We start from the raw sequence: 21,358 nt of genomic DNA on the forward strand, positions 1-21,358 counted from the left end.
TAACGGGCAAAGCGACTTTTTATTGTGCAGTGTAATTTAAAAATTATCCGGTAAAATAGCCCGGCAGCATATCCCAGATTCTTAGCGGACTGCTGGTAAACCCTTATTACTTGTAGCAGAAACATTAACCTTCATTAACATTAAACCAACCCTGCTTAACCTTCATTGCCGGCGCCTCAGAATATTTTCGTAGCCACCTTGAATTGCGAAAATATATTCTGTATGAAACATGGCTACCTACTGATCCTCACCTGCTTTTTATTTTCATTATCATGGGCACAACAAAAGGGCACAGTAAAAGGCCTTGTCTATGATACCCTGTCGAAGCAGCCGGTTTTGGCTGCTACGGTTACCTTATTACAGCGAAAAGATTCTTCCCTGGTATCTTTCACGATGTCGGATAGTAAAGGGCAGTTTGAGATCACCGGCTTGCTCAATGGTGAATACCGCTTATTGATCACCCATGTAAGCTACCATAATACCAGCAGGCTGTTCGCCATCGACGATTCGCATAGAGTCGTTAGCCTGGGCAATATCATCATGAATGATGTTAGCCGGGTACTGCAGGAAGTGACCGTTCAGGCAGAAGCGCCGCCGGTAACTCTATTGGATGATACAGTACAATATAATGCCGGTTCTTTTAAGACTGTGCCGAATGCTACCGTTGAACAATTGCTGAAGAAAATGCCGGGCATTAAAGTGGAAAAAGACGGAACCGTAAAAGCGCAGGGCCAGGAAGTAAAAAAGGTGTTGGTTGATGGCAAAGAGTTCTTTGGCAAGGATCCGAAAATAGCCACACGCAACCTGCCGGCCGATGCCGTAGAGAAAGTACAGGTATATGACAAAATGAGTGATCAGGCGCAGTTAACGGGTTTTGATGATGGCAATAGCGAAAAGACGATTAACCTGAAATTAAAGAAAGACAAGAATAAGGGGATGTTCGGTAAAGTGACGGCCGGCGGCGGTACCAATGACAGGTATGAGGGCAGGTTCAATGTAAATTCATTTAAGGGCGCCCGCCAGTTCTCCGTGATCGGTATGGGCAACAATACAAATGCAGAAGGGTTCTCATTTATAGATATGCTGAGCTTTAATAATGGCATGGGCAATATGCAACAGGCCGGCGGGGGCGGATTGCAGCTTAGTCTGAGGAACGATGGTGCCAACAACCAGGATGATAACAATGGCATAAAGACTATTTGGGGTGGTGGTTTAAATTACAATGATCTCATTGGTAATAAGACCCAGTTCACCAGCAACTATTTTTATAACCGGTATAATCCCAATACCGAAAGTCATATTCAGCGCTTATACTTTTTGCCTGATTCATCGTACCATTATAATCAGAATGCCTTTACAAAAAATCTAAATAACAGTCATAAGCTAAACCTGGGTGCTGATATTCAACTAGATTCTTTTCATTCCATAAAAATCTCTCCTTCCCTGGGATATCAGCAAACAAGTAATTCATCGGTGAGCGATTATGATAGCTGGTCGCTTACCCAGATCCCGGGCAGCAGCGGTTTCAGTAACAACGAAACAAGCAGCAAGGGCTATAATTTTCAAAACGATCTGTTATTCCGTAAAAAATTCCGCCGTGCGGGCAGAACAATTTCCCTGAGCTTACAGAACAGCCTGAACGCGAGCGATGGAGACGGCAGGTTACAATCTATAAACACCTACCGGAACACCAGGGGTACAGTAATAAGAACAGACTCTATCAGCCAGCACAATACCAACAGCAGCGATCTAAACAGTTATACGGCCCGCCTGGTATATACAGAACCGGTTTTTAAAAGATCATTGTTAGAATTAAGTCTGGCTTCGAGCAATAGCAAAAGCACTGCGCAAAAAACGACTTATGATTATGATCCCATTAGTGGTAAGTTCAACAAACTGAACGACCTGCTTACCAATAATTATAAAAATGAGTATGGTTATTATTCAGCAGGTTTGCGTTGGCGTTTGCAGCAAAGGAAATTCAATGCATCGGTTGGGGTGAACTGGCAGCAGGCTGAGCTGGAAGGGAATAGTATCACCAAGAGTATGGATTCTCTTATCAACAAAACATTTCATAACCTTTTGCCCAACGCCAGGCTACAATACAATTTTACTAAATTCCGTAACCTGCGGTTAAATTATACCACCAGCACCAAACAACCTACGGTTTCCCAATTGCAACCGGTTCCCGATAACAGCGACCCGTTGAATATTAAAGCGGGTAATGCCGGCTTGCAACAGGAGCTAACGCATTCGGTGCAGTTGAATTATTTTTCAGTGAATCCATTCAGGAACCGCAACCTCTTTGCTTTTCTCAACCTGCGCAGAACGGATAATAAGATCGTTGATGCCGATACGATCGATTCCCTTGGGGTAAAAACCACGCGGCCGGTGAATGTCAATGGGGCCTATGATCTTTCCGGTTCAATACACCTGGGTTTACCGCTGCGTTTCCTGAAAGGCACAGTGAATATGAGTACCAATGGTAACTGTACCAAATACAGCACATTCATCAACGATGCTGAAAACATGATCAGCACCATAACGATGGGTCCGGAGCTCCGGTTAGATATCAATGCAACAGAAAAGCTCGATCTTTCCTTGTCTGCCGGCGTGAATTATTACCGCACGCAATATGGCTTACAGCGATCGCTGAATACGGAGTATTTAAACCAGCAATACCGTGCTGAGATCAACTGGCAACTGCCGAGGCGCTTTTTCTTCAATACCGAATTTACATATGCCATCAACAGCCAGCGGGCCAGTGGGTTTAACACAAAAGTGCCGCTATGGAATGCATTTATCAGCAAACAGTTCCTGCGCTTTAACCGCGGAGAAATTAAGCTATCGGCTTTCGACCTGTTAAAGCAGAATATTGGCGTAAGCCGTAGTTCCAGTCAGAATTATATCGAAGACAAACGGGTAACCAACCTGCAACGTTACTTCCTGCTGAGTGTTACTTATAGTTTAACAAAGAATGGCTTACACGGCCGCGATGAAGATGGCGGTGGTATACGTATCATTAAAAGATAGCATACAAGCTGGTTTTCATACATGAACAGCGGCAGGCGGGCATGGTAGCAAAATTGCATAGGTTAAACATTGAAAATTCAAACAGTACTACCATGTCGAAAAAAAGCGCAACGCTGGCAGCGCCGGCAGTGAATATACAAGGTATGGGTTCAATACCACATGAAAACGGTGTTTTCTTCCGGGTTTGGGCTCCGCACGCCAAAAAAGTATTTGTTACCGGCGATTTCAATAACTGGTCGAAGAAGAAACACCCGATGACCCATGAAGGCAATGGTTATTGGGGCCTGAATATTCAGGACGCTGTGGTTAGCAATCAATATAAATACATCATACAAACTCAGAAGGACGAGCTCCTGTACCGCAATGATCCCTATGCCCGCGAAGTAACCAATTCGGCGGGCAATTCTATTATTACCGATCCGCATTTTGAATGGACCGACCACGATTTCCAGATGCCTGCCTGGAATGAGCTGGTGATCTATGAAATGCATATAGGCACTTTCAATGTAAAAGAAGACGGTAAGCCAGGCACTTTTGAAACGGCCAGGCAAAGATTGGGTTATTTAAAAGCCCTGGGCATAAATGCCATTGAAATTATGCCGACCACAGAATTCCCCGGTGGTTTTTCCTGGGGATATAATTTATCACACCCATTTGCGATTGAATCGGATTATGGTGGCATAAAGGGTTTTAAAGAACTGATAAACGCAGCGCATGAGCTGGGCATTGCTGTTATACTGGATGTCGTATACAATCACTTTGGTCCTTCAGACCTGGACCTGTGGCAGTTTGATGGCTGGAGTGAGAACGGTCTTGGCGGCATTTACTTCTACCAGGACTGGCGGGCGGAAACGCCCTGGGGGCATACCCGGCCGGATTATGGCCGGCCAGAAGTAAGGCAATACCTGCGTGACAATGCTTTAATGTGGCTCGAAGATTATCACATCGATGGCTTGCGTACCGATGCGCTGTTATTTGTTCGCAATGTACATGGTAAAAATCTGCCCGAAGCCGACCTGCCCGAAGGCTGGACCCTCATGCGATGGATCAATGAAGAAGTGAAAGCACGGTATCCGTGGAAGATCATGATCGCAGAAGACCTGCAAAACAATGAATGGATCACCAAAAAAGAAGAAGAAGGCGGAGAAGGCTTTAATACCCAATGGGATCCGGGATTTACATTTAATGTGCGGGGTGTATTGAAAGTACCAGACGATGCACACCGCGACATGAACCATATTGAATACGCCATCATGCACAATTTCAATGGCGATGCTTTACAAAGGGTGATCTATACCGAATCACACGATGATGTGGCTAATGGAAAGTCGCGTGTGCCGGAAGAGATAGATCCGGAAGATCCACAAGGTTGGTTTGCTAAAAAACGATCGGTGCTGGGCGCTGTACTGATATTTACCTGCGCCGGCATTCCCATGATATTCCAGGGCCAGGAGTTTGTTGAAGATGAACAATTTGATGATACCAAACCGCTCGACTGGTCAAAGTTCTCCAGTTTCAAGGGAATAGCCCGTTTATATCGCGATTGCATCCGCTTGCGGCGTAACATCGACGGCTTAACCAAAGGCCTTACCGGGCAACATACAAAGATCATTCATGTAAATCATGAAGAGAAAGTAATTGCCTTCCATCGCTGGTATGATGGCGGTCCGAAAGACAGTACCATTGTAGTGTTGAATTTTGCGAATAAAGAACACAAAGACTATGTGATCGGTGTGCCGGAAGAAGGCGTTTGGAAAGTGCGTTTTAACAGCGATTGGAAAGGGTATGACGAATCGTTTACTGATACGCCAGCGCTGGAAGCCGAAACATTTGAAAGTAAGCGCGATGGTCAGGAGTTCAGTGCTGCGATCAACCTTGGACCGTATAATGCATTGGTGCTGTCGCGCGACTAAGGTAACAATTTAATAAAGAAGGGCCGGATAGACATCCAGCCCCGTATTAATCCAATATCCTATGAAAAACCGAAATGAAAGTACTACGATAAAAGCATAAAATCTATGACGGCCATCACAGAAATGCTTGTTTAAATAATTATTGATTTGCGATAAGTTTTTCATCGTTTATAGGGAATTGATAACCTACAACCTGTTAGAAATATAAAGGGCCGGATAGACATCCAGCCCTGTGTTAATCCAATATCCTATGAAAAACCACTATGAAAGTAGAATGATTTTTTCACTTAATCTATGATGGCCATCACCATGTTTCATGATTGTGGGCAAGTGCTAAAGCAAAGAAGTTATGGCTAAGCGATGCACATTAATTTCCAATGTGCATAACCCTTTTACCACCCCCATCACGTTGCATTTCGGCCATTGTTTTTTCCCGTTCTTTATTGAATTCCTCTGCTGTAAGTTTCTTCCCCTTTTTGGGTTCTTTAATGGCTGCCAGATCGGCTTTTGCGGAAATTTCAATAGCCCTGAAGATGGTGTTGTTATTGATATCGATCTGTAAGATCAGGCCAGGTAGCTGGCCTTCATAATCAGGCCCCGCAGGTACAGGAATAGCAGTTGTGAACCAAACACTCACCTGGCTGGTGTCGGGAATTTCTTTTCGGGTCATAACGCCGTTCTCCATCGAGATCATACTTCGTTTGCTGACCCGTGAGGTCGTTGCCTGCTGGCAGGTGTAACCCAGTATATTACGCGATTCGCCGCTTAATTTCCAGTGTAGTTTGCGAATGCTGTCCGTAACCAGGTATAGTTTTGTGGCAAACTCCTTTTGTTCCACTTTGCGGCCTTCCATAAAATTGCACCACGTAATATCATCATCACCCATGCCGAACGCACGGATCTGAATGCCGTTTTCATTACCGGCGAAATCATTCAAGGTATTGTCTTCCAGCGGCCGGCGCAGGAGCTGGTTGTTACCGAAAAGCACTTCCAGCTTAATAACATGGGCACGTGGCGGCGGCGGGGTATGTTCCGCTCCTCCCGGTGCAGCCGCTACCCTAAGCTGCATTTGACGGGTAAACTCATACACTACACGGCCGCTTTGTTGCTGTGCCTGCGACTGTATGGCCAGAAAAAAGCCAGCCAGGAAATATATTGTTTTCATATACATTTATTTGTTTCAAAACTAGCGCAGTCAGTAAAGGCAGCAGGTTAAAACACCTTGGTTTAATGTTAATTAAGGTTAAAAAGATTCAACGGGTGCACAGTAAACGGCTACTTTTGTAACATATGAACAGGCGCCGCTTGTATTTACCGGTTGTTTTAATGTTACTGGCTATAATAGCTGTAACAGGTTTCCAGGTTTACTGGCTGGTAAAAACATTCCGGGAAGAAAAACAAGACCTTGTTTTTCGCACCAATGTATTTTTCCGTGAAGCGGTGCAGCGTGTAAGGGTGGAAAAGCTGAAGTTGGATTCCAATTTCAATACGAATTTTCATTTCAGGGTGCCGCATCGGAGCGCAATTGGAATGATGGACGTAATGCGGAAAAGGATGTTGGATACTTCGCGCAGTAAAGACAGGGTGCGGGTATTGGTTACGCAGAAAAATGCGCAGTTTGTACGCGAGGGTTTGCCCGCCGATTCCATTGAGGAAATTCATGTCTTCAGAGATGGACCGGGCCAGGGACTTGTAAAGGTATTAAGCCGGGTCGATTCGCTGCAAGACAGCATCAGCATAAAAGAATTAACGGCTGGTTATGCGCAGATCCTCAAAGAAGAAAGGATTTCCATCCCCTTTTCCATAAGCAGCCATAAAGCTAAACTTGCAATAAACGATACGCTGTATCCTCCGCCACCCTTCGAAACGGAGAATACGATCACTATTGGTTTCAATAAGCCGGTAACCTACCGCCTGGAGATTTCGAACACAACTGCGTTTGTATTACGGAAGATCTGGTCGCAGATCCTGATCTCCTTATTGCTGGTAGGGCTTACGGTCTTTTCGTTTACGCTGTTGCTAAGGAGCCTGGTTCAACAACGAAAGCTCACCCAGATAAAGAACGATTTCATAAGCAATATTACGCATGAGCTGAAAACGCCTATTGCTACGGTAAGTGTGGCCATCGAAGCTTTACGGAATTTTGATGCATTACAGGATCCCGGGAAAACAAAAGAATACCTGGCCATTTCTTCGAACGAGTTACAGCGCTTATCATTCCTTGTTGATAAAGTATTGAAACTGTCGATGTTTGAAAAGCACCAGGTTGAGTTAAAGGAAGAAACCGTTGATCTGGCTGTGTTGATCAGGGAAGTAGTTAATTCCATGAAACTGCAATTTGAAAAGTACAAAGCGCAGGTAAACCTGCAGTTGCAGGGAAATCATTTTGAAGTGGAAGCAGACCGGCTGCATATTACCAGTGTGCTCTTTAATTTACTCGACAATGCTTTGAAGTATAGCAGGGATGATCCCTCCATACAGATTGAGCTAAAGGATGAGAACGACCGCATTCAGCTCTATGTTACTGACAATGGCATTGGTATTCCTGCAGAATATCATAAAAAGATATTCGATAAGTTTTTCCGCGTGCCTGCTGGTAATACCCATAATGTAAAAGGCTATGGGTTGGGATTGAGCTATGTAGCGTATGTTATTCAGCGGCATGCCGGTAGTATTGATGTGGAAAGTAAACCCGGTGTTGGAAGCCGGTTCATTATAAAACTGCCTGCAGCTTCATGAATAAGACCAAGGTGCTTTATGTAGAAGATGAATTGTTCCTGGGTAAAATTGTAAAGGAGAGCCTGGAAAGCCGTCACTACGAGGTGGTGATGGAAAGCGACGGCACGAATGTATTGCCTGTTTTCAGGCAACTGAACCCGGATGTATGCGTGCTGGATGTTATGCTGCCGCATAAGGACGGATTCACCATTGCCAGCGAGATACGCGAGCTAAATCCTACGGTACCTATTATTTTTCTCACCGCCAAAACGCAAACCGACGACCTGGTAAAAGGGTTCTCGATCGGGGGCAATGATTATATTCGCAAACCCTTCAGCATGGAGGAATTGATCGTGCGCATTGAAAATGCATTGCGCATCAGGCAGCAAGGGGTGCCTGTCACCAATGCGAAAGACATCTTACAAATTGGCAAATACAGCTTTCATGTAACCCGGCAGGTGCTGTCGGGTTACCATGAAGTGCGAAAACTATCTTTCCGCGAAAGTGAATTGCTGAAAATCTTATACGAGAACCGCGACCGGATCATTGACCGCAAAGACATTCTGAATCTGCTCTGGGGCAATGATTCCTTTTTTAACTCGCGCAACCTCGATGTTTACATCACTAAATTGCGCAGTTATCTGAAAGAAGATGATCTGCTGGAAATAATTACCATCAAAGGAGTAGGATACCGCTTTGTGACCGGATGAAAGGAGTGAATGAGTCAAAGGGGTCAAATGAGTCAAAGAAGTCAAATAAGTCAGATAGTCAAATACATACGACATTTGACTGACTCATTTGACGTTTTGATTATTTGAATGCTAAGATCAATTTAATTTGATGGTCTTGATCTGCTGTGGTTTTTTTAAGCGTTGCATGAACCACATGATGGTGAAACTGGGGATGAAGTCAAGCCCCGGCATCAGCTCTTCCACAAAGTTGAACAATCCGCCAAAGGCGCCTTTCCAACCACCAAAAGTGCGGTAGAAAATGAGCGCAGAAATGGGCGCCCAAATGATATCACCAAATTCACCTAAGAAGGGAATGGTGTATGTTGCGTAACCAATGATATCCATCAGTACGCAAAATATCAATGAGGTCGAAGTTTGCTGTTTGTTCATTTCCTGAATTTACGACAATTAAGACAAATAATGGGTCGCAGAAGTTGTAAGAATATTACGGGTTGGTTGTTAAAATTTAGCCAAGGAGCTTGCGGCCATTGACTTCCGGTTTCCTGCCTCCGGCTTCCGTGTTGTTACACCAATAACATGCGCTTTTTCAGTACAGCTTCTATTTCTTCCAGTTTGAAAGGTTTGGAGATATAATCATTCATGCCTGATTCAATGCATTTTTCTTTATCGCCCTGCATGGCATCGGCAGTGAGTGCAATCACCGGAATGAGGCTGTGCGGCTCAGGCAATTGCCTGATGAGGCGGGTGGTGGTGAAGCCATCCATTTCGGGCATGTTTACATCCATAAAGATCAGCTGCGGGTCCTGTTCCTGTAACAGTTCCAGCGCCTGTTTGCCATTGGTAGCTTTAATAACGGCAAATCCCATTTTCCCCAGCACCTCTGTGATCAGCATCATGTTGATGGGTTCATCTTCCACCACCATGATCGTGGCGGCGCCGGTTATTTTTTCAATCGTAGGAATAGCATTTATCTTAGCCGGTTGTTGTTTCCCGGTAGTGAACATAGCCGAAAGCATTGCATATAGCTCATAGAGTTTAACGGGTTTTGATAAGAAACTATGGATGCCCAATTCTTCTGCCTGCCGCTGTACCATATTTTTTTCCATCGAAGAAAGCATCATGATCACTGGCTGTGCAAAATTGCTTGGCATATTCCTGATCTCCTGCACCAGCTGTATACCATCCATTTCGGGCATGTGGTGATCGGTAAGAATAAGATCCAGTGGCTCTGCCTGCTGGCGGATCCGTTGCAGGATGGTCAATGCCTCCTGTCCGCTGGAAGCTGTTTCACACGCAATGCCAAAATACCGGAAGATCTCCTGCATCAGCCAGCGGTTGCTTGCATTGTCATCGATGACCAGCACTTTTTGCAAAGGTGGCCGGTAAACACTTGTAATCTGCGGTTCTATATTTACAATTTGCAGCGGTAAGCGCAGGGTGAATGTACTGCCACTGCCGGCTTCACTCTCTACCTGTAAGCTGCCATCCATCAGCTCGGCTAAACTTTTTGAAATAGTGAGGCCTAAGCCGGTACCACCATATTTGCGGGTGGTTGAAGAGTCGGCCTGCGTAAAGCTGTCGAATATTTTTACCAGTTTTTCTTGCGAGATGCCAATCCCCGTATCGCGTACCGACAAATGAATATCAATAAACTTTTTGTTGTCCTTTACGTAAACGTTGCCAGCTTTTTTAAGCGACACGAATATTTCGCCCTGCTGGGTAAATTTAATGGCATTGCCCAGGAGGTTCACGAAGATCTGGCGGATCCGAACGGGGTCGCCACTAACCCGGCTGGGCAATAATGGATCGATATGACAAACCATTTCCAGCTTTTTTTCAAAAGCCTTTACCGTGAGCATATCGATGGTCTCTTCCACCAGTTCATCTATTCTGAAGCTGGTATTATCGATATGCAGTTTACCGGCTTCCAGTTTTGAGAAATCGAGAATGTCGTTGATAATATCAAGCAGGCCGTAAGCCGATTTCTTTACGTTCTCCAGGTAATCCCGTTGACTGTGTTGCAAGTTTGTGGTAAGCACAAGATCGGTAAAACCAATGATGCCATTCATAGGCGTACGCAGTTCATGACTCATATTGGCCATGAATTCGCTTTTGGCCTGGTTGGCTGTTTCGGCCATGTCTTTCGCCATCACCAGTTCCTGCTCCATTTGCTTACGCTCGATGGCCGCGGCCAGGGTGGCGGCAAATGATTGCAGAATGCTGAATTCGGTGATCGTCCAGTCGCGTTCCTGCGTGCAATCGCTGAACGCTACAAAGCCCCAGAAATAATGCATGGTGAACACAGGCAGTACTGCAGCTGTTTTAACACCTCTTTCTTCGTAAAAAGACCGTAGTTCAGCATCCTGCATATGCCTCACATGGCTGCAATATATTTCCTCGTTGATGAGGGTTTGAAATAGCGGCGATCTGATGTTTATCTCTTTGTTCTGAAAATCAGGCGTACGGTAGATCAGTTCATCGCCGGCACTTTCCCATTGCCACAACCTGCTGGTATACCATTTATCTTCTGTTAGTATGTATTCATTTTTGTAAACGTTCAGGTTATCGACCTGCATTTTCATGCCCAGCAACTGAATCGCTTCGCCAATGGCCTGATCGAGGTTATTATTACTTATGAGCAAATGCGTTGCTTCGGCCACTGCCTGCAGCAACTGGTCTTTGCGGCGCAGGTTTTCTTCTACCTTTTTCAGCGGGGTAATATTATGTACAAACCCTAACACGCCCCATACATTGCCATCTGCATCTTTCAGCGGTACTTTTACCGTGCTCATCGTATTCAGCTGGCCATTGGAAAAATTCGGTTCTTCGGGAATGTAGATCACTTTGCCGGAACGCACCACTTCATCGTCATCGGCCCAGAAACCGCGTATCCCGCGGGAAGGATCTCCTTTAACATATTCAACGGGAAAGCCAACTTCGAGGTCGTCTTTGCCAATAATTTCCTTGGGCGTTTTACGCAGGGAGTCGGCGCAGGCCTGGTTGATCAGCAGGAAGCGGTGGTTAGGATCTTTGATGAATATCCAGTCGGGCGTAGAATTGATAATGGTGCGCAACAGTTCTTCAGACTGCTTAACATCCGACAGCAGCTGCTCGCGTTCTGCCTCGGCTTTCTTTTGTTCGGTAATGTTACGGGAAGTAGTGATGATCTTCACAACCTGCTTGTTTTCCTTCACCGGTTTTAAGATGCTTTCGAGCCAGATATATTCCTTGTTTTTGGTTTGAATGCGGTAGCGCAAGGTGAGGTTATCGATCCTGTTCATGGCCACACTGCCTTTATGCGGGGTAAAGGCAAACACATCATCCGGGTGAACGAATTCCGTTATGGAATGGCCTTCCATTTCTTCGCGATAATATCCCAGGGCTTTTTCAACCGATGGAGATACATATTGAAAGATACCTTCGGGACTGCTTACCGAAATTATATCTTCGGCATGTTCTGCCAGCAGGCGGAATTTCTGTTCACTGTTTTGCAGCGCCTGTTCGGCAATTACTTTTTCGGTAACATTTACGCCAATGCCCTGGATCTCCGAAACCCCATCCTCATTCTGCAAGGCAATGAATTCCCAGTCGGTCCACTGAAAACTGTTCGTTTGTTTGATAGATTTTTTGATCAGCAGCTTGAAAACTGTGCCCGGGTTTAACCAGCATTGGTCGGCTACTTCCTGGCAGCGGTGCAGGTCTTTGGGATGAATGGTCGTATAAAAGGGAACACCCAGTACTTCACTTTCAGTATAGCCGAAGACTTTCAAGAATTGCGGATTGGCATACGTAAAGTTTCCGTTGCGGTCTATACGGATAACATAGTTTGTTTGTGAATTAAGGATGGAAGAGAGGTATTTCTTCTCGCGCAGCAGGGCATTCCGGGCCGTTTGCAGGGCTTCAAAGTTCTTTCTGTTGCTGCGCAACAGCGGATCGATCACCAGGAAAATAAGGCAAATGAGGGCAACGATGAGCGAAATGAATTTACCGGTATTGATAGTTGACGACGCTTCTATTCTTTCTGTTACCAGTTCCGTGTACCGCTGCACTACCTGGTTCATCAGCGCAAAGAACTTTCTTTCGCTGTACAAGATCTGTTGTTTATACAGGGAGCCATTGATGGCCAGCAGCTCACTATCAGCCTGCTGCACTTCCTGCGCTACAGCAACAATAGCCTTAAAATGAGTTTGGGCATTGGTAAGGTCGCGGGTGATTTCCAGGAGGTCGGCGGTAACCGGTTCATCCTTTACGATCTTTATTTTATTGCGTAAAAGCTGGTTGCAAACGAGAAAAGAGTCGGTAGCTTGTTTAAGTTGTTCCCGGATGTTTTGTTGTTCCGGTTCGGGCAGGCGGCTGTTGGTAAGAAGCAATACGTCCTTGGTAATGATCTGGCCAAAAGTTTGTTGCTGCCCGCTTATGTTCACCAGTTTTACCATTTGTTCATTCTGTTTCGACGACAGATGAATCATGTAATAACCGAAGAAATTAAACAGCAGCACAGCGGCAAGCAGCACGACAGCAATTCTGACCAGTTTTCGAACAGGACTCTTCATGGATTTAAAGGATACAAACCTACCCAATATATAACTGATAAATATAGTTTGTATTGAACATCAACCCTTGTTTTTTATCATAAATAAGGGTAATTCTTCATGATTTTATGCTTTGGGTACGGCCGCTGGCCAGGATGAACAAATAAAGTGGTAAGAAAGTGTTACAGGTTTCAGGTTACAGGGAAATTCATTGCCGCTTTCAGTATCCCGGAAAACAGCCATAAACCGCAAACTGAAAGCAAAAAGCTTGCACTTTGAAATTGAAGCCCCGGCAACCGGAAACGGCTGACAGCGAGCACCTCAAACCTGTAACCTGCACCCTGGAACCGTTCCTTAGGTGGTAATATGTTACACTTTAAAGTGATTCTACCTAATAGTCTATCACTTGCTCCTCGATATACGCCGGTAATTCGCGCCATTCGTACTGTTGGTTGCGCAATTGCGGTTCAAAACCCGCTTCGCGAATAGCGTTTTGTATGCTTTTGTAGGTAAATCGGTGCGGTGCACCAGCAGCGCTTACCACATTTTCTTCCAACATAATACTGCCGAAATCATTAGCGCCGGCATGCAAACAAATTTGGGCGGTTTGTTTACCAACAGTGAGCCAGGAAGCCTGGATATTCTTCACGTTGGGCAGCATGATCCGGCTAATGGCGATCATGCGAATATATTCATCGGGCGTGGTAAGATTATGTACACCGCGGATCCTGGTAAGCAGGGTATCCACATCCTGGAAGGTCCAGGGAATGAAGGCCAGGAAACCTTTAGCTTCGGCTGGTTTTTTAGCCTGTACCTCCCTGATCTTCACCAGGTGCTCAAAACGTTCGCGCAGTGTTTCCACATGCCCGAACATCATGGTGCCCGAGGTGGTAATGTTCAGTTTATGGGCTTCATGCATTATATCGAGCCACTCCTGCGAGCCGCATTTTCCTTTGGAGATGAGGCGGCGTACGCGATCGACCAGGATCTCGGCGCCGGCGCCCGGCAGGCTGTCCATACCCGCTTCTTTTAAAGCGGTCAAAACTTCGCGGTGGGTCGATTTTTCGAGTTTGGTAATATGGGCAATTTCAGGGGGGCCTAAAGTATGCAGCTTAATGCTCGGGTACAGCTGTTTTAATTGTTTGAACAGGTCAACATAAAACTGTAAACCCAGTTCGGGGTGATGGCCACCCTGCAGCAATAACTGATCGCCACCCCAGCGGATGGTTTCTTCAATTTTCTTCTTATAGGTAGCAAGATCGGTGATATAAGCATCCTTGTGGCCGGGTATGCGAAAGAAGTTACAGAACTTACAATTGGCAATACATACGTTAGTGGTATTTACGTTACGATCTATTTGCCAGGTAACTTTTCCATGGGGAACTTGTTTTTTACGCAACTCATTGGCTACAAACATCAGTTCTGTCAATGGGGCTTGTTCAAACAGGTACATTCCTTCCTCGACGGTCAGCATATCAAAATTCAGGGCCTTGGCGTAGAGCTCATCCAGATGCATAAAAATTTATTGTAGCAACAAAAGTACTAAACGATCGGTTCAGAACGAATCGTATATCTGCAAATAGGAAGGATGTTTATACACCCCTATTCGTAATTGAGCAGTTGGTAACGACCATTTATGTGTTTTTATTCCAATGGTTTACCAATTTCACATAATTATTTTATCTTACTAACTGCATTCAAACATTTGACAATGCAGGCCGAAAACGGATATAGCCAGAAAAGCCGGAAATGCGAAGAGCCGAATCAATGGGTGTTTTTCGGCGATTGGCCTTCCAAAGCTATTGGGCCGGCTGGCCAGTATCGGCACCGAGCAACATTTATTAAACCTGCTTCCATGCGATTGTTGACCATACCCTTGTTACTACTGCTATTGATCTCAGTCAGGTTTGCCAGGGCCCAGGAAGAGTTTATTCCGCCCCCGGCCAAACTGATTGCCAAATTCCCCTTCAGATTACTTACCGGCGGCATTATTACTATCAAAGCCCAGCTGAGCAATTTTCCCGATACGCTTAATTTCATCCTGGATACAGGCAGTGGTGGTATTTCGCTTGATTCTTCCACCGCTGATTATTTAAAACTGGAAACGAGGTTAAGCGACCGCACCATTCGCGGTATTGCGGGCGTACGGCGGGTATTTTTCGCCTACCGGCAACAACTTCATCTGCCGGGTTTGACTGTAGAGAACCTTGATTTTCATATTAATGATTATGATGTTTTGACCAGCGCCTATGGGGAGAAAATAGACGGCATCATCGGATTGAGCTTTTTATCGAGGTACATTGTGGGCGTTGATTATGACAGCCTGAAGATCTCTGTATACACCAAAGGCACGATCAAATACCCGCGGGGCGGCTTTTTACTGAAGCCCCTGATCAATACGATCCCAATAATGCAATCTACCATCCGCGACAACCGGCAGCTGACCTCAAGGTTCTATTTTGATACCGGCGCCGGCATGTGCCTGCTGCTGTCGGCCGACTTCGTGAGCGACAGCAATTTTGTAAAACCCAAGCGTAAATGGTATGCCACCCAGGCAGAAGGATTGGGTGGAAAAGCCCCTATGAAACAGGGAGTTATAAAACAAATGCAGGTGGGGCCCTATAAATTCAAAAATGTGCCTACCTATATATTTGACGATGAGTTCAATGTGACGGCTTACCCCTCGTTGGCCGGACTGATCGGAAACGACCTGTTGCGCCGGTTCAACCTGATCATCAATTATGAAAAAAAGGATATTTATATGACGCCCAATACCCATTATAAAGAGGCGTTTGATTATTCCTACACCGGTTTGGGCATGTATGTGGTAGATGGGGAGATCCAGGTGGTGGATATTATGCCTGAGTCGCCCGCCGAGCAGGCCGGGTTCAAACCAGGGGATGTGATCATGGCGGTTGCCAATAACTTCAGTAACAATATTCAAACCTATAAAAATCTGATGCAAACCCCGGGTGAGCGGCTTAAGATCCTGGTTTTGCGGAAGGAAGGGCCGGTGGTGCTTACCATGAAGGTCAAAAACATTCTCACGGGGCGCTAAACTGCTTTTATCAAATCACTTTCAACCAAATACCTCAACTTGTCGTTAATTTGTAGCCAGAGGCAGGCAAACCTGTAAGCTGCACCATAGCATTTGCAGTTGGTTCAAGCGCTCCCGGATAAAGGGGCCAGGCACTCCAGGCCGGGTAATCTGGAAATGTGGACCTGTCAGGTGAACTTTAATGACTAATGAAGCACGCCTCCGTCCACCTTACAGGTCTGGCCCAATTTTAAAAGCAAAAACGGCATATGATACAATTTGAAAAATTCACGCTTTCGAATGGTTTACGGGTTATAGTACATGAAGATCATTCCACTCCCATGGCAGTATTGAATGTTATGTACGACGTAGGGGCCAAAGATGAAGATCCAAATAAAACGGGTTTTGCGCATTTGTTCGAGCACCTGATGTTCGGTGGCTCGGGGAATATCGACGATTTTGAAACGCCCCTGCAAATGGCGGGCGGCGAAAACAATGCCTACACCAGCAACGATGTAACCAACTATTATATTCAGCTGCCGGCCGAAAACCTGGAAACAGCATTCTGGCTGGAAAGTGACCGCATGTTGTCGCTGGCCTTCAGTGAAAAGAGCCTGGAGGTACAACGCAAAGTGGTTATTGAAGAATTCAAAGAGCATTATATTAACAAACCCTACGGTGATGTATGGTTTAAGTTGCGTGAAATGGCCTATAAGCAACATCCTTACCGCTGGATGACGATCGGCAAAGAATTATCGCATATTGAAAATGCCCGCCTGCAGGATGTAAAGAATTTCTTTTTTAAACATTATCGCCCCGTAAACGCCATTTTGGTGGTGGCGGGTCATGTGAAGACCGATAAGGTACGGCAGCTGGCTGAAAAATGGTTTGGCGATATCCCTTCCGGTGATAAATACATTCGGCAGATCCCTAACGAGCCGGTGCAAAATGAAGCGCGCGTTATGGAGGTGAAAGCCAATGTACCGTTGGATGCCCTTTATAAGGTATGGCATATGGATGACCGCCTCGATCATGGGTATTATGTAGCTGACCTTATTACCGAAGTGTTGGGCGGTGGCGGTTCTTCCCGCCTGTACCAGAAGCTGGTAAAAGAAAAGCAGCTGTTCAGCCAAATAGAATGTTATCATTTTGGAACGGTTGACAGAGGTTTGCTGGCGGTTGAAGGAAAGCTGGTAAAAGGCGTAAAAATGGAGGACGCAGAAAAGGCCATTAATGAAGAAATTGAAAAGCTGAAAGCGGGCGGCATCAGCGAAAAAGAGCTCACCAAAATAAAGAACAAGACCGAAGCTACGCTTGCATTTGAAGACATGAGCGTGCTTACCCGGGCCAACAACCTGGCTTTCTATGAATTGCTGGGCGATGTAAACCTCTTTAACGCCGACAGGGATAAATATTTCTCAGTAACCGGAGATGATATTTTAAAATACAGTCAGAAAATATTCAATCCCAATAACAGCAGTACGCTGAAATATTATAGTGAGAATTAATTGAAGATTAAAAAGACGACTAAACGAATTATGCTTAATAGAACCATCGCTCCGAAAATAATAGATCCGGTTGCATTTGATATACAATTGCCGGCCTGTAAAAAACATACGCTCACCAATGGTGTAGAAGTGTATGCGGTTGATCTGGGAAATGAAGATACCTTAATGGTGAATTGGGTTTTTTATGCCGGTAACTGGTGGGAAAAGAAAAAGGCTGTGGCGGCTGCTACCAATTTCCTCATCAAGAACGGCACCAGTAAGCGCAATGCTTTTGAAATAAATGAACATTTCGAGTATTATGGCGCATACCTTAACCGCACCTGTTATAATGAAACGGCAGAGCTGACCCTGCACACTTTAGGCAAACATATCAATGAATTATTGCCTGTAGTAGCAGAACTTGTACAGGACTCCATTTTTCCGCAGGAGGAAATGAACATTTATGTGCAGAATGCGCAGCAGCGCTTAAAGGTGAACCTGCAGAAATGCGAGTTTGTGGCCGGCCGCCTGATCGATGCCTATTTGTTTGGTGAAAATCACCCGTATGGAAAGTATATGGAGCTGGATGATTATGCAGCCGTACAGCGCGAAGACGTGGTCAATTTCTATAACAATTACTATAAGGAGGGCCGCTGTGTAATTTTTGTAGCGGGAAAACTGCCTAAAGATATTATAGAAACACTGGAAAAATATTTTGGTAACCTGCCATTAAAGCCGCGTTCTGCCAGCTTCGCAGCAACTGTTCAACATCCATTACAGCCGGCAACGCAGAAAAAATATGAGATCCTGAATGATCCCAATGGTGTGCAGAGTGCGATTCGTATTGCCCGCCCTTTTCCCAACCGCCTGCACCCCGATTTTCAGAAAGTGCTGGTGTTGAACAATGTGCTCGGCGGCTTCTTTGGTTCCCGCTTAATGGGCAATATCCGCGAAGAAAAAGGCTATACATATGGTATATATAGTTACCTGTTGAATTTCACCAGCGAAAGCGGCTGGATGGTGAGTACCGAAGCCGGCCGCGACGTAACGGCAGATACCGTGAAGGAAATTTATTATGAAATGGAGTCATTGCGGGAAGAGCTGATAGACGACGAAGAATTAATGATGACGCGCAATTCGATGATCGGCAGCATCCTGGGCGACCTGGATGGCCCCTTCCAAGTGATAGGGCGCTGGAAGAATATGATCCTGAACAATGTGGAGGAAGGCTATTTTGAGCGGGGTGTGCAGATCATCAAGAATATAACGGCCAAAGAGCTGCAGGAACTGGCGAATAAGTACCTGGTGAAGGAGGAATTTTATGAACTGGTGGTCGTTTAGGCAATGTAGCTTTTCATAGATCGAGAGGCGGTGAGAGATTGAGCGATTTCGGGGTTTAGAGATTCTGCGATTAATTGGAGCGTTTAAATCTGAGCAGATCGCAAATCGATAAATCTCAAAATCAGAAATGGTCATACTTTCTTTGGGCCGCATCATCAAATCAACCTCACCCGATTTATACACAAAATCTCTATTCTCATGAATTTTCTGATGCGTATCGTTGTAACCTCCATTGTTGCATTTGGATTATCGTATATTTTAAATGGGGTGCAAATAGATGCGTTCACAACGGCTATCGTGCTGGCGATCGTACTGGCAATTTTGAATGCCATTATAAAGCCCATTCTTATTTTGATCACCTTTCCCATTACCGTTGTCACGTTAGGGCTTTTTTTATTTGTCATCAATGCCCTGATCATCTTGCTGGCGGATAAGTTCATCAAAGGCTTCCATGTTGACGGGTTCTGGTGGGCGCTCTTGTTCAGCCTGCTGCTGTCGATTGTTACCTCGCTGTTATATAAAGAAAAAAGCGATGAAAAAGAATAGACGCCGCCCTCCGCGGATATTCGATTTGCGTTAACTTCATGGTACACTATTTTATTACCGTATTGTATGCACTTCGATAGCAAAGATTTGACGCACGATCAACTGGTTCATTTTTATAAGAGCCTGTTATTGCCCCGGATGATCGAAGAAAAGATGCTCGTGTTGTTGCGGCAGGGTAAAATTTCAAAATGGTTTAGTGGAATAGGGCAGGAGGCCATTGCCGTGGGTGTTACCCAGGCATTGGAAGAAGACGAGTGGATCTTGCCCCTGCATCGCAACCTGGGCGTATTTACCAGCCGGCATATGCCGCTGCATAAACTGTTAATGCAATGGCAGGGCAATCAAAGCGGGTATAGTAAAGGGCGCGAACGCAGCTTTCACTTTGGAAATGCACAGCATTATATTTGTGGCATGATCTCGCACCTGGGTCCGCAGTTAGGGATTGCAGATGGTATTGCCCTGGCCAATAAACTTCGCAAAGAGAATAAAGTAGTGGTAGTGTTTACCGGCGAAGGCGGAACCAGTGAAGGCGATTTTCATGAAGCCGTGAATGTAGCTGCGGTGTGGGACTTGCCCGTGATCTTTGTGATAGAAAATAATGGCTATGCACTCAGCACGCCCGTGCATGAGCAATACCGCTGCGAAGCGCTGGTAGAAAAAGCCCGTGGTTATGGTATTGACGGGGTAAAGATCGACGGCAATAATTTACTGAGCGTTTATGATACCATTAAAGGTGTAAAGAAATACTGCCTTGAAAACAGCCGGCCTTATATGGTTGAATGCGCCACCTTTCGCATGCGCGGCCATGAAGAAGCGAGCGGCACCAAATATGTTCCCCAGTATTTGTTTGAAGTATGGGAAATGAAAGATCCCATCAAGAACTTCGAAAAATTCCTGCTGTCGAAACAAGTGCTTACCCAGGAAGTGATCGATAGCATTCATCAGGATCTGAAAGATTATATTGACGTAGAATGCACTATAGGCTTTAATGCCAAGCCTATGATCATTGATACCGGAAAGGAATTGCAGGATGTATATGCGCCTTCCGAAATAAAGATCAGGGAACCGGAAGGACCTGTTTCTAACCATCGTTTTATTGACGCCATTAAAGACGGGCTGCGGCAAAGCATGCAGCGGCATGATAACCTGGTATTGATGGGACAGGATATTGCAGAATATGGTGGCGTATTTAAGATAACAGAAGGCTTTTTAGATGAGTTTGGAAAAGACCGGGTGCGCAATACGCCCTTGTGCGAAAGTGCTATTATCGGCGCAGCGTTGGGCCTTAGCCTGCAGGGATTCAGAAGTATGATAGAAATGCAGTTTGCCGATTTTGTAACCATGGGTTTCACGCAAATTGTAAATAACCTGGCCAAGATCCATTACCGCTGGGGGCAGCCGGCGAATGTGGTCATTCGCATGCCCTGTGGCGCGGGGGTAGGGGCGGGACCATTCCACTCACAAACCAATGAAGCCTGGTTCGTGCATACGCCGGGTCTGAAAGTTGTGTATCCATCAACGCCAGCAGACGCAAAGGGACTGTTGATAGCAGCTATCAATGATCCCAACCCCGTATTGTTCTTTGAGCATAAGGCGCTGTACAGAAGCGTAAGTGGCGATGTGCCCGATGGGTATTTTGAAACGGAAATAGGCAAAGCCCGGCATGTACGTTCGGGTGACGATATAAGTATTATAACGTATGGACAAGGCGTTATTTGGGCAGAAGACTATGCGGCCGCACATCCTGAAGTTTCAATAGATATATTAGACCTTCGCAGTTTGTTACCGCTCGATTATGAAGCCATCAGGGCAGCGGTTAGCCGAACCGGCCGGGTGCTGGTCTTGCATGAGGATACATTGACCGGTGGTATAGGCGGTGAAATAGCAGCCTGGATAGGGGAGCATTGTTTTGAATTGCTCGATGCGCCGGTATTGCGCTGCGCATCCCTTGATACACCCATTCCGTTTAACCTGGAACTCGAGAACAATTTCCTTGCGAAGTCGAGGTTGCCGGAAGCAGTGAAAAGGTTGTTAAGTTATTAATGTATTGTATGAGTTT

General features: G+C 45.5%; 13 protein-coding genes. 9 read left to right on the top strand and 4 right to left on the bottom strand.

Annotation, left to right across the window (positions count from 1 at the left end; translation table 11 throughout):
- The first annotated feature begins 222 nt into the window (after positions 1–222).
- Positions 223–3,033 (top strand): TonB-dependent receptor, encoded by a 2,811-nt coding sequence (locus JT717_RS00725; RefSeq protein ID WP_205508191.1) that lies wholly within the window; start codon positions 223–225, stop codon positions 3,031–3,033.
- Between the two features lie 92 nt (positions 3,034–3,125).
- Positions 3,126–4,946 carry an alpha-amylase family glycosyl hydrolase gene (locus tag JT717_RS00730; RefSeq protein WP_205508192.1) on the top strand — a complete coding sequence of 607 codons (1,821 nt, stop codon included), beginning with the start codon at positions 3,126–3,128 and terminating at the stop codon, positions 4,944–4,946.
- A gap of 367 nt (positions 4,947–5,313) precedes the next feature.
- Here the strand turns inward: JT717_RS00730 and JT717_RS00735 are convergent, their stop codons facing one another.
- Positions 5,314–6,111 carry a GLPGLI family protein gene (locus tag JT717_RS00735; RefSeq protein ID WP_205508193.1) on the bottom strand — a complete coding sequence of 266 codons (798 nt, stop codon included), beginning with the start codon at positions 6,109–6,111 and terminating at the stop codon, positions 5,314–5,316.
- A gap of 125 nt (positions 6,112–6,236) precedes the next feature.
- Here JT717_RS00735 and JT717_RS00740 point away from each other — a divergent pair, with 125 nt between their 5' ends.
- Positions 6,237–7,685 carry a sensor histidine kinase gene (locus JT717_RS00740; protein WP_205508194.1) on the top strand — a complete coding sequence of 483 codons (1,449 nt, stop codon included), beginning with the start codon at positions 6,237–6,239 and terminating at the stop codon, positions 7,683–7,685.
- On the top strand, positions 7,682–8,374 hold the full coding sequence (locus JT717_RS00745; RefSeq protein ID WP_205508195.1) for a response regulator transcription factor: 693 nt from the start codon (positions 7,682–7,684) through the stop codon (positions 8,372–8,374). Before JT717_RS00740 ends, JT717_RS00745 begins: the two co-directional genes overlap by 4 nt.
- Positions 8,375–8,491: 117 nt before the next feature.
- Here JT717_RS00745 and JT717_RS00750 read toward each other — a convergent pair whose 3' ends face one another.
- From JT717_RS00750 to mqnC, 3 genes are all read right to left on the bottom strand, one after another.
- Positions 8,492–8,785 carry a hypothetical protein gene (locus JT717_RS00750; protein ID WP_205508196.1) on the bottom strand — a complete coding sequence of 98 codons (294 nt, stop codon included), beginning with the start codon at positions 8,783–8,785 and terminating at the stop codon, positions 8,492–8,494.
- Positions 8,786–8,919: 134 nt separating this feature from the next.
- Positions 8,920–12,909, bottom strand: coding sequence for a response regulator (locus JT717_RS00755; RefSeq protein ID WP_205508198.1), 3,990 nt, complete (start codon positions 12,907–12,909; stop codon positions 8,920–8,922).
- A 370-nt stretch (positions 12,910–13,279) separates the two neighbouring features.
- The gene (gene mqnC, locus JT717_RS00760) at positions 13,280–14,404 is read right to left on the bottom strand and encodes a cyclic dehypoxanthinyl futalosine synthase (protein ID WP_205508200.1); all 1,125 of its coding nucleotides are present in this window, start codon (positions 14,402–14,404) and stop codon (positions 13,280–13,282) included.
- Positions 14,405–14,743: 339 nt separating this feature from the next.
- On the opposite strand from mqnC, the gene JT717_RS00765 reads away from it, so the two are divergent.
- The 5 genes from JT717_RS00765 (at position 14,744) to JT717_RS00785 (ending at position 21,342) form a co-directional block, all read left to right on the top strand.
- Entirely contained in the window at positions 14,744–15,946 is a 1,203-nt protein-coding gene (locus JT717_RS00765) for an aspartyl protease family protein (protein WP_205508202.1), read from the top strand.
- A 248-nt stretch (positions 15,947–16,194) separates the two neighbouring features.
- Positions 16,195–17,433, top strand: coding sequence for a M16 family metallopeptidase (locus JT717_RS00770; protein WP_205508204.1), 1,239 nt, complete (start codon positions 16,195–16,197; stop codon positions 17,431–17,433).
- A 30-nt stretch (positions 17,434–17,463) separates the two neighbouring features.
- The gene (locus JT717_RS00775; protein WP_205508206.1) at positions 17,464–18,753 is read left to right on the top strand and encodes a M16 family metallopeptidase; all 1,290 of its coding nucleotides are present in this window, start codon (positions 17,464–17,466) and stop codon (positions 18,751–18,753) included.
- A gap of 198 nt (positions 18,754–18,951) precedes the next feature.
- Positions 18,952–19,299: a phage holin family protein gene (locus tag JT717_RS00780; RefSeq protein WP_205508208.1), complete on the top strand. Its 348-nt coding sequence runs from the start codon at positions 18,952–18,954 to the stop codon at positions 19,297–19,299.
- 66 nt (positions 19,300–19,365) lie between these two features.
- Positions 19,366–21,342: an alpha-ketoacid dehydrogenase subunit alpha/beta gene (locus tag JT717_RS00785; protein WP_205508209.1), complete on the top strand. Its 1,977-nt coding sequence runs from the start codon at positions 19,366–19,368 to the stop codon at positions 21,340–21,342.
- Positions 21,343–21,358: the final 16 nt, after the last annotated feature.

The organism is Longitalea arenae (assembly GCF_016924755.1).
GTDB classification, from domain to species: Bacteria; Bacteroidota; Bacteroidia; order Chitinophagales; family Chitinophagaceae; genus Niastella; species Niastella arenae.

Excerpts from the sequence above, each read along its gene's own strand:
- mqnC (WP_205508200.1), bottom strand. The coding sequence starts at position 14,404 with ATGCATCTGGATGAGCTCTACGCCAAGGCCCTGAATTTTGATATGCTG.
- JT717_RS00750 (WP_205508196.1), bottom strand. The coding sequence starts at position 8,785 with ATGAACAAACAGCAAACTTCGACCTCATTGATATTTTGCGTACTGATG.
- JT717_RS00755 (WP_205508198.1), bottom strand. The coding sequence starts at position 12,909 with ATGAAGAGTCCTGTTCGAAAACTGGTCAGAATTGCTGTCGTGCTGCTT.
- JT717_RS00740 (WP_205508194.1), top strand. The coding sequence starts at position 6,237 with ATGAACAGGCGCCGCTTGTATTTACCGGTTGTTTTAATGTTACTGGCT.
- JT717_RS00745 (WP_205508195.1), top strand. The coding sequence starts at position 7,682 with ATGAATAAGACCAAGGTGCTTTATGTAGAAGATGAATTGTTCCTGGGT.
- JT717_RS00785 (WP_205508209.1), top strand. The coding sequence starts at position 19,366 with ATGCACTTCGATAGCAAAGATTTGACGCACGATCAACTGGTTCATTTT.
- JT717_RS00765 (WP_205508202.1), top strand. The coding sequence starts at position 14,744 with ATGCGATTGTTGACCATACCCTTGTTACTACTGCTATTGATCTCAGTC.
- JT717_RS00780 (WP_205508208.1), top strand. The coding sequence starts at position 18,952 with ATGAATTTTCTGATGCGTATCGTTGTAACCTCCATTGTTGCATTTGGA.
- JT717_RS00735 (WP_205508193.1), bottom strand. The coding sequence starts at position 6,111 with ATGAAAACAATATATTTCCTGGCTGGCTTTTTTCTGGCCATACAGTCG.
- JT717_RS00730 (WP_205508192.1), top strand. The coding sequence starts at position 3,126 with ATGTCGAAAAAAAGCGCAACGCTGGCAGCGCCGGCAGTGAATATACAA.
- JT717_RS00725 (WP_205508191.1), top strand. The coding sequence starts at position 223 with ATGAAACATGGCTACCTACTGATCCTCACCTGCTTTTTATTTTCATTA.
- JT717_RS00770 (WP_205508204.1), top strand. The coding sequence starts at position 16,195 with ATGATACAATTTGAAAAATTCACGCTTTCGAATGGTTTACGGGTTATA.
- JT717_RS00775 (WP_205508206.1), top strand. The coding sequence starts at position 17,464 with ATGCTTAATAGAACCATCGCTCCGAAAATAATAGATCCGGTTGCATTT.